Annotated in this window: 16 protein-coding genes and 1 pseudogene; 6 read left to right on the top strand and 11 right to left on the bottom strand. The window is 65.6% G+C overall.

Annotated elements, in window-relative coordinates:
- Positions 1-14: 14 nt before the first annotated feature.
- A pseudogene (locus tag VGT77_RS15570) lies at positions 15-116 on the top strand (PEPxxWA-CTERM sorting domain-containing protein); the annotation flags it as partial.
- 135 nt (positions 117-251) lie between these two features.
- A complete protein-coding gene (purF, locus tag VGT77_RS02300; protein WP_327459180.1) occupies positions 252-1709 on the top strand; it encodes an amidophosphoribosyltransferase in 1458 nt (485 codons plus the stop codon).
- On the opposite strand, the gene VGT77_RS02295 is transcribed toward purF, so the two are convergent.
- Positions 1706-3124 carry an AMP-binding protein gene (locus tag VGT77_RS02295; RefSeq protein WP_327459178.1) on the bottom strand — a complete coding sequence of 473 codons (1419 nt, stop codon included), beginning with the start codon at positions 3122-3124 and terminating at the stop codon, positions 1706-1708. The two genes, purF and VGT77_RS02295, sit on opposite strands and share 4 nt — an antisense overlap.
- Positions 3125-3222: 98 nt before the next feature.
- Between VGT77_RS02295 and VGT77_RS02290 the strand changes: the two genes are divergently transcribed.
- The gene (locus tag VGT77_RS02290) at positions 3223-3669 is read left to right on the top strand and encodes a nuclear transport factor 2 family protein (protein WP_327459176.1); all 447 of its coding nucleotides are present in this window, start codon (positions 3223-3225) and stop codon (positions 3667-3669) included.
- A gap of 92 nt (positions 3670-3761) precedes the next feature.
- On the opposite strand, the gene VGT77_RS02285 is transcribed toward VGT77_RS02290, so the two are convergent.
- From VGT77_RS02285 to VGT77_RS02275, 3 genes are all read right to left on the bottom strand, one after another.
- Positions 3762-5285 (bottom strand): L,D-transpeptidase family protein, encoded by a 1524-nt coding sequence (locus VGT77_RS02285; RefSeq protein ID WP_327459174.1) that lies wholly within the window; start codon positions 5283-5285, stop codon positions 3762-3764.
- Between the two features lie 62 nt (positions 5286-5347).
- On the bottom strand, positions 5348-5623 hold the full coding sequence (locus tag VGT77_RS02280; RefSeq protein ID WP_327459172.1) for a hypothetical protein: 276 nt from the start codon (positions 5621-5623) through the stop codon (positions 5348-5350).
- Between the two features lie 161 nt (positions 5624-5784).
- Complete coding sequence (locus VGT77_RS02275; protein WP_327459170.1) at positions 5785-6897, bottom strand: YihY/virulence factor BrkB family protein; 1113 nt, start codon at positions 6895-6897, stop codon at positions 5785-5787.
- Positions 6898-6967: 70 nt separating this feature from the next.
- On the opposite strand from VGT77_RS02275, the gene VGT77_RS02270 reads away from it, so the two are divergent.
- Positions 6968-8440 carry a phospholipase D-like domain-containing protein gene (locus VGT77_RS02270; protein WP_327459169.1) on the top strand — a complete coding sequence of 491 codons (1473 nt, stop codon included), beginning with the start codon at positions 6968-6970 and terminating at the stop codon, positions 8438-8440.
- Between the two features lie 101 nt (positions 8441-8541).
- Here VGT77_RS02270 and arsC read toward each other — a convergent pair whose 3' ends face one another.
- Genes arsC through VGT77_RS02240 form a run of 6 tightly spaced genes read right to left on the bottom strand, consistent with a single transcriptional unit; the run spans position 8542 to position 11331 of the window.
- Positions 8542-8886 (bottom strand): arsenate reductase (glutaredoxin), encoded by a 345-nt coding sequence (gene arsC, locus VGT77_RS02265; RefSeq protein WP_327459167.1) that lies wholly within the window; start codon positions 8884-8886, stop codon positions 8542-8544.
- 1 nt (position 8887) lies between these two features.
- A complete protein-coding gene (gene grxD / locus VGT77_RS02260) occupies positions 8888-9220 on the bottom strand; it encodes a Grx4 family monothiol glutaredoxin (RefSeq protein WP_327459165.1) in 333 nt (110 codons plus the stop codon).
- A 3-nt stretch (positions 9221-9223) separates the two neighbouring features.
- Positions 9224-9463, bottom strand: coding sequence for a BolA family transcriptional regulator (locus tag VGT77_RS02255; protein WP_327459163.1), 240 nt, complete (start codon positions 9461-9463; stop codon positions 9224-9226).
- A gap of 1 nt (position 9464) precedes the next feature.
- Positions 9465-9791: a DUF1476 domain-containing protein gene (locus tag VGT77_RS02250; RefSeq protein WP_327459161.1), complete on the bottom strand. Its 327-nt coding sequence runs from the start codon at positions 9789-9791 to the stop codon at positions 9465-9467.
- Between the two features lie 57 nt (positions 9792-9848).
- Positions 9849-10850 (bottom strand): NADPH:quinone oxidoreductase family protein, encoded by a 1002-nt coding sequence (locus VGT77_RS02245; RefSeq protein ID WP_327459158.1) that lies wholly within the window; start codon positions 10848-10850, stop codon positions 9849-9851.
- 40 nt (positions 10851-10890) lie between these two features.
- Positions 10891-11331 (bottom strand): hypothetical protein, encoded by a 441-nt coding sequence (locus tag VGT77_RS02240; RefSeq protein WP_327459156.1) that lies wholly within the window; start codon positions 11329-11331, stop codon positions 10891-10893.
- A gap of 68 nt (positions 11332-11399) precedes the next feature.
- Here VGT77_RS02240 and VGT77_RS02235 point away from each other — a divergent pair, with 68 nt between their 5' ends.
- Together VGT77_RS02235 and VGT77_RS02230 are read left to right on the top strand one after the other, a co-directional pair.
- Complete coding sequence (locus tag VGT77_RS02235; protein ID WP_327459154.1) at positions 11400-11924, top strand: TetR family transcriptional regulator; 525 nt, start codon at positions 11400-11402, stop codon at positions 11922-11924.
- Positions 11925-11980: 56 nt separating this feature from the next.
- Positions 11981-12358, top strand: coding sequence for a hypothetical protein (locus VGT77_RS02230; RefSeq protein WP_327459152.1), 378 nt, complete (start codon positions 11981-11983; stop codon positions 12356-12358).
- Here the strand turns inward: VGT77_RS02230 and leuD are convergent.
- Positions 12355-12933 (bottom strand): 3-isopropylmalate dehydratase small subunit, encoded by a 579-nt coding sequence (gene leuD / locus VGT77_RS02225; RefSeq protein ID WP_327459150.1) that lies wholly within the window; start codon positions 12931-12933, stop codon positions 12355-12357. The two genes, VGT77_RS02230 and leuD, sit on opposite strands and share 4 nt — an antisense overlap.
- Positions 12934-12985 lie beyond the last annotated feature (52 nt).

Below are 12985 nucleotides of genomic sequence, written 5' to 3'. Positions count from 1 at the left end.
TGGGCTATGACCTGGCGGTGCCGGAACCGGCCACCTGGGCCATGATGATCGCTGGCTTCGGCTTTGTCGGCGCCGCCGCGCGCCGTCGCCGCAGCGTCGCAGTGACCTACGCCTAAGCCACTACGCTGAAGCAAAGCGAGCCCCGTCCGGCAGCGTGCCGGGCGGGGCTTTCTTTTTGTGACAGAGGGGAGACAAATCGCCCCCCGCTCCCTATATGCCGCACCAACGAGGCTTAGGGCGCGGTCTCTCACATGCTCACGACCAATCCGTTTGACGACGACAAACTGCGCGAGGAGTGCGGCGTCTTCGGCATCTACGATGCCGAAACTGCCTCGGCCGTGGTGGCGCTGGGCCTGCACGCGCTTCAGCATCGCGGCCAGGAGGCGGCGGGAATTACCAGCTGGGACGGCCACCACTTCCACACGCATCGCGCGATGGGGCATGTCGCTGGCAACTTCGACCGCGACGAAGTCATTCGCGGACTGCCGGGGCGGGCCGCCTGCGGCCATGTCCGCTATTCGACGACCGGCGAGACCGCGCTCCGCAACGTTCAGCCGCTGTTTGCGGAGCTGAGCTCCGGCGGTTTCGCAGTCGCGCATAACGGCAACATCTCGAACGCGATGAAGCTCCGCCGCGAGCTCGTCCGCCGCGGATCCATCTTCCAGTCGACCTCGGACACCGAGGTGATCATTCACCTGGTCGCCACCTCGACATATCGGACGCTGCTGGACAAGTTCATCGACGCGCTGAAGCAGCTGGAGGGCGCTTACAGCCTGATCTGCATGACGCCGGAAGGCATGCTGGCCTGCCGCGATCCACTCGGCATTCGCCCGCTGGTGATGGGCAAGCTCGGTGACTCGACCATCTTCGCTTCGGAGACAGTTGCGCTCGACGTGATCGGCGCCGAGTTCATCCGCCAAGTCGAGCCCGGCGAGATCGTCATCGTCACAGATGCCGGTGTCCGCTCGATCCAGCCCTTCGGGAAGATCAATCCGCGGCCGTGCATCTTCGAGCATGTCTATTTCTCCAGGCCTGATTCGATCGTGGACGGCACCAGCGTCTATGATGTGCGCAAGGCGATCGGCGCGCAGCTCGCGATCGAGGCGCCGGTCGATGCCGATCTGGTCATTCCTGTGCCGGATTCCGGTGTGCCTGCGGCGATCGGCTATGCCCAGCAATCCGGCATTCCGTTCGAACTGGGCATCATTCGCAGCCACTATGTCGGCCGCACCTTCATCCAGCCCGGCGACCAGGTCCGGCATCTTGGCGTCAAGCTGAAGCACAATGCCAATCGCGCGCTGATCGGCGGCAAGCGAGTCGTGCTGATCGACGATTCGATCGTGCGCGGCACGACCAGCCTCAAGATCGTGCAGATGATGCGCGATGCGGGCGCGGCCGAAGTGCATATGCGCATCGCCAGCCCCCCGACGCGGCACAGCTGTTTCTACGGCGTCGACACGCCCGAACGGGCGAAGCTGCTGGCGGCCAAGCTCGATGTGCCCGGCATGTCTGACTATATTCATGCCGACAGCCTCGCCTTCGTGTCGATCGAGGGCCTGTACAAGGCACTTGGCCATGAGCGCCGCGCGGACGTCCGTCCGCAACATTGCGATGCCTGCTTCACGGGCGATTATCCGACCACGCTGACTGACCAGGACGAGTTGGCGCCTGCTGATCAGCTGAGCCTGCTTGCGGAACGCGTCGTCTAAGCGAACAAGCCGGCGAGTTCCTTCCGAAGGACAGCCTTCTCGACCTTGCCCATGGCATTGCGCGGGAGCGCGTCGCGGATGAGTATGCGCTTGGGCCGTTTATAGGCGGCGAGGGTCTCGCGCAGGGCGGCTGAAACTCGCTCTTTAGTGACCACTTGATCAGGCCGCGGAACGATAACGGCAATGACACCCTCTCCAAAGTCCGGATGCGGCACCCCGACGACCGCAACTTCGGCGACGCCAGGCAGCGCCTCGATCGCATCTTCCACCTCGGCCGGATAGACGTTGAAGCCGCCGGAGATGATCAGGTCCTTGGCGCGGCCAACGATCCAGAGATAGCCGTCGTTATCGAATCGACCGAGATCGCCGGTTCGAAAGAAGCCGTCGGGCGTGAAGGACTCCGCCGTTTTCTCGAAATTTCGCCAATAGCCGCTGGTGACGTTCGGACCCCGCACTTCGATAGCCCCGACGCCGTCAGCATCGGCCGAGGCGATACGGATGTCGACGCCCGGCAGCGGGGGTCCGACACTCCCGGCGCGCCGCGCCCCCTCGTAGGGGTTAGAGGCGAGCATGCCTGTTTCCGTCATGCCGTAGCGCTCAAGGATGCGGTGCCCTGTCCTGCCCTCCCAGGCGCGGTGAGTTTCGGCAGAGAGCGGGGCCGATCCTGATACGAACAACCGCATCGAGGATGTGCGCTCCGGCGTCAGGTCCGGGCGGGCCAGCAGGCGCGTGTAGAAGGTGGGCACGCCCATCAGCACGGTGGCGTCCGGCATCGCGGCCAGAATAGCATCGGCATCGAAGCCCGGCAGCCAGAGCATGGACGCGCCCGATCCGAGCACACAGTGGGTCGCAACGAACAGTCCATGGACATGGAAGATCGGCAGCGCGTGAATCAGCCGGTCCGACCCGGTAAACTTCCACTCACCGATCAGCGTCTCCGCATTGGAGGCGAGGTTGCGCTGGCTGAGCATCGCTCCCTTGGAGCGGCCTGTCGTGCCCGACGTGTAGAGAATGGCGGCGAGCGACTCCGCCGCAAGTTCCGGATCGGCAAACTCGGCGGCGGGAGCGCTTGCGAGCGCCGCGAGCCGCGCCTCATCGACAAACAATGCGGGCTCGGCATCGCGAACGAAATAGTCGATCTCGGCGGCCGTGTAGCCAGGGTTCAGCGGCACATAGACGATCCCGCTGCGGATCGCGGCGAGGTACAGCAGCAGCCCCTCCACGGACTTGCCGGTCTGCACGAGCAGCCGATCTCCTTGCCTCAGCCCCTGCGACTGAAGCGCGGCGGCTATACCGCCAGAGCGCCTCAGCAGATCGCCATAGCTGATGCTGCTCGCGGTCGGCTCGACCAATGCCGGCGCGTTCAAGTCTTCAGGAAAGCCGCGCTGAAGCGAGGCAAAGAGGCTGTGCCGCATGGTGCTCCCGCTCGCTTCCGCAGCTTGTCCCGTCAAGGCACAGCGGGCGCGTCAGGCCATATTGCACAGGATCGCAAGAGGCTGCAAAGGCCGAGCGCATGAAGCGCTTGCCGCTCCTGCTGATCGCCGCTCTTGCCATTGCGAGCGCTCCGGCTCTGGCGCAGCAAGGCCGTGCCGAGTCCGAGCTGATCAAGCTGGAGCAGGATTATGCTCGCGCACTGGTTTCCAAAGACATGGCGTTCCTGCGCGCCTTCTACGCACCCGATTGGCGCGGCGGGAACTGGCTTGGCTTTTTCACCAAATCGACCTTGCTCAAGCGGCTGCAGGACCGGCGCTACGTCATCAAGTCGATGAAGGTGCGAGATCTGCGCGTGAAGGTGATGGGCGACGTCGCCGTCGTCCAGGGCGTGGACGAAGAAATCACCTCGATGAGCGGACGGGACACGAGCGGACTTTGGGGCTTCACCGACGTGTTCGCGCGCCGCGGCGGGCGCTGGGTCGCGGTGGCTAGCCAGACCACCCGGATCGATCCGCAGCGGCCGTAACCACCGTCATTGCGAGGAGCATAGCGACGAAGCAATCCAGCTTCGCCGAACCCAGCGACTGGATTGCTTCGCGACGCTCGCAATGACGATATTTACCGGCTCGCGAACTCCCGCGGATCGAGTTCGTCGCGGCCATAGACGTCTTCGAGGAAGCGGACGCCCTCGGGTGTCGCCTGCGCGGTCATATAGGTGAGATAGACCGGCACCGGGCGGGGCAGCGGCACATGCTGCTCGGGCTGGTCGCTGTTCGCGTTCAGCGGCTGACCGAACAGCCATTGGCCGAGCCGCTGCGCATCCTCCAGCCGCACACAGCCGGAGCTGAAGAAGCGCGCTTGGCGGTTCATCAACTCGGGCTCGTTGGTGTCGTGGAGGTAGATGCCGAGATCGTTCGGGAACATGAACTTGACCCGGCCCATCGCGTTCTCGGGCCCCGGCAGTTGGCGCACGCGGATGCGCTGGCGGCCGTCGGCGACCGCCTGCCAGTCAACGAACTCCGGCTGAAGGAGCTGCGCATTGGCGTCCCAGCCGGACAGGGCCTCGAAGCCGAGCCGCTGGAGCGAGGCGCCGTTGAGGACGCGGCTGACCACGCGCTTATAGGCCAGGTCGTCCGGCACATTCCAATAAGGGTTGAGCGTCGCAAAGCGCAGCATGCCGGCGAGCATCGGCGTCTGCTGGTCCGGCTTGCCAACGACTACGCGCATGCGGCCCGCCTCCGCCCCGTCCTGGTAATAGACCAGTTGCTGCGCGGCACTGTCGACGACGATGTGGCGCGTATTTGGCCCCGGCAGAAGCCGTGCGCGGTCGAGATTGACCGCCAGCTTGCGGTCGTACCAGCTGGTCGGGCGATTGAGTGCCGCGATCGTCCCTGCGCCCGCCACGCCGTCCGCCTTCAAGCCATGAGCGGCCTGGAAAGCGCGGAGCGCCGTCACGACATTCTTGTCGAAACGTCCCTGCGGATTGAGGCCGAGCCGCTCGCGTAGCGCCCAGACGCGATCGCCCCCCATACCTGGCTTCAGCGCGGAGCCTTCGGGCACATAGTTTTGCGGCAGGTTGGACCAGCGCTCGCGCCGCTCCGCCAGTGCGCGGCGCAGGCCGGAATAAGCGGGGTTCATCCAGCCCATCGACTGAATGTAGCGATCGAAATCGGGCGCGACCGAAGCGGCGCGCAGCACATCGGTCTCGCCCAGCTTCTTCGGCCGCAGCTCCTCGTCGAGAAAACGGATCTGCGCGTTAGGGGCGCGGCGCACGTCCCGCACATAGCGGGCAAAAGCCTGGGACAGGCGTAGCTCGGCCCGGGCAAGCGTCTCGGGATCCCCTGACCCAGCCCTGTCAACCAGTTCGCGCAGGCCGCGCGCATCATAGTCGGACGGCTCGAGGCCATCCAGATCGGCGGTCTCCAGATAGGAGATCAGGCTGGAGGCGGCCGGGCTCAGCGCCCCGTCCTTGACCCAGAGCGGCCAAAAGCCGCGGGTCGCATAGACGGACTTGAACTTGCCGTCGGCCTTTTCCTTGACCGCGAGCGCCACTGCATCCGGAGTGCTCTGCGCGGCAACGCCGGCCAGGGGCGTCGAAATCAGCAATGCGGCAAGGAACGCGCCGCGATACAAGTTACGCAACTTTGACTTCCTTCTTCAGGCAGGTGCGGGCGCCGCCACGGAGAGACGGCGCCCGCTAGGGCTTAGAGCCCGCGCTCGCCCGACGGAGCCGGAGCCGGCTGCATCATCATCTGCGGCTGCGGACACGGCGGCGCCTGATAGGCCACAAAGGTGCCATCGCTGGTGTAATAGCCATCGACGATGCCATCGCCATTGCGGTCGGCGGCCACGGAGCCGACGATCACGCCGGGCCAGGCTGGCGGCGCGGGGGCGACGGCGACTTCTTCATCCATGTTGGTGCAGGCGGCCAGGCCGATCGGGGCGACCAAAGCCAAGCAGAAGCGTGAGACCCTCATCATGTTTCTCCCAGAACGTGCAGGACAACCGCAAGGGGGGAGCGGTGGTCCGCAATCTCCGAACGCGACCGCGCCATTCTCGTTCCCGACCAGCAACGGTGTCCGCTGCCGGACGGTTCAGGCCGGGCGCTCGGCCGCTTGCTCTTCCATGGTCCGCTCGTTGGTCATTCAGCGGGCTGCAGCCCACGCTTGCGGCCGGGGATCAGTGCCAGCACCAGGATCAGCAAAGCTTCCGAGACCTTGAGGCCGTAAGGCAAGGCGCCCGGCTTCTCCTCGCGGGCCAGGGCCGGTGTAGGCCGGGGCGAAGAGGCCTTGACCGGCTCGCCATGCTCGTCAGGGGCGACGCGATCCGCCATCTCGGCATTGCGCTGACCGAGCGGGCGCTCTGGTCCGCTCGTGGTGTCGCGCGCCGTCTGATGCTCCAGTTCGGCATTCATCTCGGCACCGAGCAGCAGCACCAGCGCGGAGAGGTAAAGCCAGGTGAGCAGCACCACCACGGCACCCAGCGAGCCATAGGTCGCGTTGTAATTGCCGAAATTCGCCACATAGATGCCAAAGCCGGCAGTCAGCACGCCCCAGCCGATCGCCGCGAAGGCGGAGCCGGGCGTGAGCCAGCGCCACTTGGCGGCATCGCGATCGGGCGCATAGCGGTAGAGCGTCGCCACTGCCGCCGCTCCGATCGCGGCGAGCAGCACCCAGGAGACTAGCCGGCCCAGGAACAGCAGCGCGCCCGGTGCACCAGGCAGGAAGCGGTCCAGATGGGCGAAGACGGTGATCGCCACCATCGCCACTCCGACCACGAGCACGGCGCCGAGCACCATCGCCAAGTTGATCAGCGTGCGCTTGATGAAGCCGCGCGTCTCTTCCTCCTCATAGGTGATGTTAAGCGCAGTGACGATCGCGCCGCTGGCCTTGGTCGCGCCCCAGAAAGCGAGGGCCAGCGCCAGAATCAGGCTCAGGCCCTTCTTGCTGCCGGCGGTGTTGACGACGTTCATCAGCTGCTCGCCGATCAGCTTCGCCGCCTCGCCCGGCAGCATCTGCGACAGCTCCTGGAAGTGGCGGACTACGGAGGCGGGCTCCGCCACCAGGCCATAGGTCAGCACCACGGCGCCCAGCAGTGGCACCATGGCAGTGAAGGCGTAGAAGGCGACCCCTGCCGCGATCAGCGACAGGTTGTCCTTGCCCATTTCGCGCCAGCTGCGCTTCAGCACATCGAGCCAGCCTTCCGCCGGCATCTCCAGCGGGCTTGCCGCGTCCCTAGCCCTTTGATCTTTCATGCGCTTCAGAACGAGCGGAAATCATTTCCGCTCCGGCGCAACGGGAGACAAGGAAGATCGTTACGCGTGCATGTCCGATCCCACGCCGATCCTTGAGCCCGGCCGCAATTGCTGGCGCGTCGAGAGGGCGAACCGGGCTGCGGTGGTGATCGACGCCGCCGACTATTACCGCCACGCCAAGCGCGCGATGCTGAAGGCGCGCGAGCAGATCATCCTGATCGGCTGGGATTTCGACACGCGCATCTTCCTTGACCGCGAAGACGGGCCCGGCGGTCCGACCCACGGCGTGCCAAACGAGCTCGGCCCCTTCATCCAGTGGCTGGCGAAGCACCGGCCGGGACTCAACATCCACATCCTCAAATGGGACATCGGCGCGCTGAAGCTGCTCGGGCGCGGCACGACTTTGCTGCGGCTGGCGCGCTGGATGTGGCACGACCGGATCACCTTCAAGCTGGACGGCGCGCACCCGACTGGCGCCAGCCACCACCAGAAGATCCTGGTGATCGACGATGCCCTCGCCTTTTGCGGCGGTATCGACATGACGGCCGATCGCTGGGACACGCGCGCTCATGCGCCGGACCAGCCCGGCCGGCGTCGGCCGACCACCCGCCGCCGTTACGATCCGTGGCACGATGCCACCATGGCGCTGGACGGCGCGGCGGCGCGCGCGCTGGGAGAACTGGCCCGGGAACGCTGGCAGGTCGCCGGTGGCGATCCGCTGCCCGTACCCAAGGCCGCCGAGGATGTCTGGCCGCCGGAGCTCAAGCCCCACTTCCGCGACGTGTCGGTGGGGATCGCACGCACCCGCGGGGGCTATGAGGATCGCGAGGAAGTACGGGAAAATGAGCGGCTGTTCGTCGACCTGATCCGCTCCGCCGAGCGTTTCGTCTATGCCGAGAACCAATATTTCGCGTCGCGCGCCGTGGCGGAGGCGATTGCCGAGCGGCTGAAGGAGCCGGCCGGGCCCGAGTTCGTGCTGGTCAATCCGGAGTCGGCGGATGGTTGGTTGGAGGAAGCGGTCATGGGCCCGGCTCGCGCCGAGCTAATGGCATCTTTGGCAGAGATCGACAGCGACAAGCGCTTCCGCATCTACACGCCCGTCAACGAAGCGGGCGAGGACATCTACGTCCATGCCAAGATCATGGTGGTCGATGACCGTGTGCTGCGGGTCGGATCGGCCAATATGAACAACCGGTCGATGGGCTTGGACAGCGAATGCGACGTGGTGATCGACACAGGCTGCCCGGGTAACGAAGGCGCCCGGGACATGATCGAGGCGATCCGCGCCGACCTGCTCGCCGAGCATCTGGGCGCGGAGGCGCACGAGGTCCGGCGCCGGCTGGCCGAGACCAGCTCGCTGATTGCAACGGTGGAGAGCCTGCGCGGCAATGGCCGCAGCCTCAAGACCTTCGTGCCGCCCGAGTTCAGCCGCACCGCCGAGAAGATCGCGGAGAGCGAAACGCTCGATCCGGAGCGGCCCGAAGGCCTGTTCGAACCCTTGAGTTCGCGCAAACTCCTCCGGCATTTGCCGCGGCCGGCTTGAGCATACCCAATCTTCGTCATCCCCGCGAAAGCGGGGACTCAGCTCTTCTTCGTGGCACCTCTGGGTTCCCGCTTTCGCGAGAATGACGAAGGGTGGAAGCTTTAGAGCAGTTCCTGCACGCGCTCCGCCGGTCGGCAGAGCCTAACGCCCTTGCGCGTCTCGACGATCGGCCGTTCGACCAGCGCCGGATGCTCGACCATCGCATCAAGGATGCGATCGTCGGACGCACCTTCTAGCAAGCCGAGCTCGCCCGCCAGAGCGCCCTTCGTGCGTAGCGCGTCGCGGGGGCTGACGCCCATGCACGCGAACAAGTCCTCCAGCTGCTCGCGCGTCCAGCCGGTCTTGCGGTAGTCGATGATCTGCGGCTCGTGGCCAGCCTCCTGCAGCGCCGCGAGCACCTTGCGCGACGTGCCGCATTCGGGATTGTGGTAGATGGTGACTTCCACCTCAGCCGACCTTGGCGACGCCCTTTTCGCTCATCAGCTCGCCCAGCTCGCCGCTCTCATACATCTCCATCATAATGTCGGAGCCACCCACGAACTCGCCCTTCACATAGAGCTGGGGGATGGTCGGCCAGTCGCTGAACGCCTTGATGCCCTGGCGGATGCCCTGGTCCTGCAGAACGTCAACGCTCTCATAATCGACGCCGAGCCGGTCGAGGATCGCAATGGCGCGGCTTGAAAAGCCGCACTGGGGAAAGAGCGGCGTGCCCTTCATGAACAGCAGCACGTCGTTGGTGGAGACCAGCTCCTGGATGCGGGCCTGGGATTCGTCGGTCATACTCTACTCTCCTGCCGGAACGGCGGTGGTCAGCTGCAGCGCGTGAAGCTCGCCGCCCATGCGGCCCTGCAGCGCCGCGTAGACTTTCTGGTGCTGGCGGACGCGCGGCATTCCCTTGAAGCTCGCCGAGACGACACGCGCGGCATAATGATCGCCATCACCGGCCAGATCGGTGATCTCGACATCGGCGTCGGGGATCGCCTCGCGGATCATCGCCTCGATATGTTCGGCCGCCATCGGCATGTCAGGATTGCGCCTCGATCAGCTGGCGGCGCGCCTCGACCGCTTTTTCGGCAAGCGCATTGCGGATGGTGGCCTCGTCCATCTCGACTCCGGCGCTGGTCAGGTCGCCCAGCAGCTTCCGAATGACGTCCTCGTCATGCGCTTCCTCGAACTCGGCCTGCACGACCGCCTTGGAATAGGCGTCGGTCTCCTCGGGCGTCAGCTTCATCAGCTTCGCCGCCCATTGGCCGAGCAGCTTGTTCCGCCGCGCGACGATACGGAACAGCATTTCCTCGTCGCGGGCAAACTTCGCCTCGAACGCGCGCTCGCGATCGTCGAAAGTCGTCATTTCTACCCCTCTTGTTTCGGACCTGAGATAGGTGCCCTGCGCTTCTCGCGCAACGCGTCAGCCGATCTCGACCACCAGCTTGCCGATGGCGCCGCGTGAGGCGAGCTTGGCGATGGCTTCGCCGCCGCGTTCCAAGGGGAAAGCCTCAGTGACGCGGGGAGCGATCTTGCCTTCCTGCCAGAGGCGGAAAAGCGTCGCGACATGCTCCTGGTGGCGTTTAGGATCGCGCATGGTGAAGGCGCCCCAAAAGACCCCGCAGACGTCGCAGCTCTTGAGCAGCGTCAGGTTGAGCGGCAGGCGCGGGATGCCCGCAGGGAAGCCGACAACCAGATACCGCCCCTCCCAGGCGATTGAGCGCAGCGCCGGCTCGGCATAATCGCCGCCGACCGGATCGTAGATGACGTGCGCACCTTCCGGCCCGCACTTGGCCTTGAACTGATCGGCGAGCGCCTTCGACGCGTCCTTGTCGAAGGGGGCACGGCCATAGACGAGCGTGTCGTCCGCGCCCGCCTCGCGCGCGACCTGCGCTTTTTCCTTCGACGAGACGGCGGCGATCACCCGCGCGCCGAACGCCTTGCCGAGTTCCACCGCCGACAGGCCGACGCCGCCCGCCGCGCCGAGCACGAGCAAGGTCTGGCCTTCTGTCAGATGCCCACGGTCGAGCAGGCCGTGAATCGTCGTCGCGTAGGTCATCAGCAGGGCCGAGGCTTCCTTCAGCGGCAAGCCCTCCGGCACCTTGAAGGCCCGGGTGGCGGCTACCGCGACCTTCTCCGCCAATCCGCCGGATGATGCGGTGAGGGCAAGCAGCCGGTCGCCGACCTGCCAGCCTTCGACGCCCTCTCCGACGGCTTCGACCGTGCCCGACACCTCGGAGCCCGGCGAGAAAGGCCGGGGCGGCTTGAACTGATACTTATCCTCGATCACCAGCACGTCGGGATAGTTGATCGCACAATATTGGATGCGGACGAGCAACTCGCCCTTGCCGGGCACCGGGTCCGGCACCTCGGCGAGTTCCAGCGTCTCCGGTCCGCCGGCTGCGCGCGACAACAAGGCCTTCATTGAGCTCTCCTCATCCTGTGCTGCGCCTTGTGGCGGGGCTTCAGGATGCTGTCGAGAGTCGCTGCGGCTTCAGCACACCCGCTGCCCATAAGGGGAGGAGAAAGGCGATCAGGAACAGGGTGTTCGGCACGACGTTTAGGCCGAACCTGGTCGCGACCGAGAGGCTGCAATCTACCACATACCACAGCACGACACCGCCCAATATACCGTGCCAGAAACGTCCCGCTTCGTCGGCCGGAAGCAACTCGGCCGCTCGAAATGCCATGTAGAGCGTGGCCGCCCACCCCATTGTGACGGCGCCCATTAGGCCGGTCGCGAACTGGAGCGGAGCATCGATCGACTGGGGTGCCGGTCCGAACTGTGATAAGAGTGCGACCAACATCGAGTCGTTGCCGGGCACTGCTGCGAGCGTCAGCACCACCCCGAACAGGCCAATGGCCAGACACCAGATCACGACCCATTTGCGCCAGAAGTCACTCATGACCGAATCCTTTCGTGTAGCAGATGCTACATGTAGCATGCGTGTGTAGCGGGCGCTACAGCCATGACATGAAAATTCGAGATCAGCGGCGCGACGAAGTGTTGGCGCGGGTTGTCAACCACCTGATCGTCGAGGGACTGGCCGCCGGCAGCCTGCGCCAGATTGCGCGCGCCACCGGCACCAGTGACCGCATGCTGCTCTACTATTTTCGCGATAAGGACGAGCTGATGACTGAGGCGTTGTCGGCCATTGCCGCTCGCCTCGCCGCCATGCTCGAAGCGGCAAGCAGTTCGGAGCGCACAGACTTCGCGACGCTGCTGCACCAACTCCGCGGGGTCATGCGGAGCGATGCTTTTCGGCCCTTCATGCGGCTCTGGCTCGAACTCTGCGCTAGGGCGGTGGGCTGCGAGGAGCCCTATCGCGCCATCGGCGCCGCGATTGCCGACGGCTTCATCGATTGGGCCGAGCAGAGGCTCGCTGGCGCCCCGCAGGAGCGCCGTGCCCAGGCAGCTCTGCTGGTGGCGACGATCGACGGCCTTGCTCTCCTGGATGCGGTCGGACGGGGCGACATCGCCGATCCGGCGATCGGCTGAGGTTGCACGGAGCGTGTCTTGCGCTACCCTGCGTTGCAGAGACGGGGGGGCGCAAGATGGTGGCACTGGCAAGGATCGGCGCGATGCTGGTGGCGCTGTTCGGTTCCGCGCTCGGGCTTTGGTTCTTCTTCGCGACCGAGCAGGCGGCGGGCGCATTTTTCGTGACGCCGCAGGGAGCCGCGGGCCTGGCGACGCTCCGCGCCGATATGTCGAGCTTCTTCCTGGTCGGCGCCGGCTTTGCGCTGCATGCGGCGGTGACCGGGCGCGGCGGGGGCCTGATGGTGCCAGCCGCGCTCTATGCCGTTGCGATCACCGGACGTACCTTCAATCTGGCGGCGGCGGGCAGCCATGAAGGAGCGGTAGTGCCCATGGTCGTGGAAGCGGTGCTGATCCTTCTCTGCTGGTTCGGCTGGCGGACGTTGCGCCGGGCCTAAAGCCAAGGCATCTCTGTCGCGCGCTTCGTCTCATAGGCCGAAATGCTTGCGTCCATCGCGAGCGTGAGGCCCACTTCATCGAGACCGTTCAGCAGGCAATGCTTGCGGAACGGGTCGATGTCGAAGGTGAAGCGGTCCTGGAAGCGTGTGGTCACCGTCTGCGCCTCGAGGTCGATCGAGATCGGGTCGGTGCGGGCGACCTCCATCAAACGGTCGATGGCGGCGCGGGGCAGTTCGACCGTGAGGATGCCGTTCTTGAATGCGTTACCGGAGAAAATGTCCGAGAAGCTAGGCGCGATCACCGCGGTGATGCCGAGATCGGCCAGGGCCCAGGCGGCGTGCTCGCGGCTCGATCCGCAGCCGAAATTCTCGCCCGCAATGAGAATGGGCGATCCAACATAGGCCGGGTCGTCGAAGACGTTGCCGGCCTCTGCCCGCACCGTCTCGAAGGCTCCGCGGCCCAGCCCTTGCCGGCTGATCGTCTTCAGCCACTTGGCCGGGATGATCACGTCGGTGTCGACATTGGCGCGGCCGAACGGGATCGCCGCGCCCTCGATGGTGCGGACCGGCGTCAACGCTGCTCCACCATCGCCGGCTCCGGTTTGGCGCTCACCGAGAAAGCGGCGA

Origin of the sequence: Sphingomonas sp. (assembly GCF_035944535.1) — a bacterium.
Lineage (GTDB): Bacteria > Pseudomonadota > Alphaproteobacteria > Sphingomonadales > Sphingomonadaceae > Sphingomonas_B.
This window is presented reverse-complemented; position numbering and strand designations above follow the sequence as displayed.

Bases quoted from the DNA above. Each gene is read 5' to 3' on its own strand.
- VGT77_RS02275 (WP_327459170.1), bottom strand. From the start codon at position 6,897: ATGAAAGATCAAAGGGCTAGGGACGCGGCAAGCCCGCTGGAGATGCCG.
- purF (WP_327459180.1), top strand. From the start codon at position 252: ATGCTCACGACCAATCCGTTTGACGACGACAAACTGCGCGAGGAGTGC.
- VGT77_RS02290 (WP_327459176.1), top strand. From the start codon at position 3,223: ATGAAGCGCTTGCCGCTCCTGCTGATCGCCGCTCTTGCCATTGCGAGC.
- VGT77_RS02245 (WP_327459158.1), bottom strand. From the start codon at position 10,850: ATGAAGGCCTTGTTGTCGCGCGCAGCCGGCGGACCGGAGACGCTGGAA.
- grxD (WP_327459165.1), bottom strand. From the start codon at position 9,220: ATGACCGACGAATCCCAGGCCCGCATCCAGGAGCTGGTCTCCACCAAC.
- VGT77_RS02280 (WP_327459172.1), bottom strand. From the start codon at position 5,623: ATGATGAGGGTCTCACGCTTCTGCTTGGCTTTGGTCGCCCCGATCGGC.
- VGT77_RS02295 (WP_327459178.1), bottom strand. From the start codon at position 3,124: ATGCGGCACAGCCTCTTTGCCTCGCTTCAGCGCGGCTTTCCTGAAGAC.
- VGT77_RS02230 (WP_327459152.1), top strand. From the start codon at position 11,981: ATGGTGGCACTGGCAAGGATCGGCGCGATGCTGGTGGCGCTGTTCGGT.
- VGT77_RS02250 (WP_327459161.1), bottom strand. From the start codon at position 9,791: ATGACGACTTTCGACGATCGCGAGCGCGCGTTCGAGGCGAAGTTTGCC.
- VGT77_RS02240 (WP_327459156.1), bottom strand. From the start codon at position 11,331: ATGAGTGACTTCTGGCGCAAATGGGTCGTGATCTGGTGTCTGGCCATT.
- VGT77_RS02270 (WP_327459169.1), top strand. From the start codon at position 6,968: ATGTCCGATCCCACGCCGATCCTTGAGCCCGGCCGCAATTGCTGGCGC.
- VGT77_RS02235 (WP_327459154.1), top strand. From the start codon at position 11,400: ATGAAAATTCGAGATCAGCGGCGCGACGAAGTGTTGGCGCGGGTTGTC.
- VGT77_RS02255 (WP_327459163.1), bottom strand. From the start codon at position 9,463: ATGCCGATGGCGGCCGAACATATCGAGGCGATGATCCGCGAGGCGATC.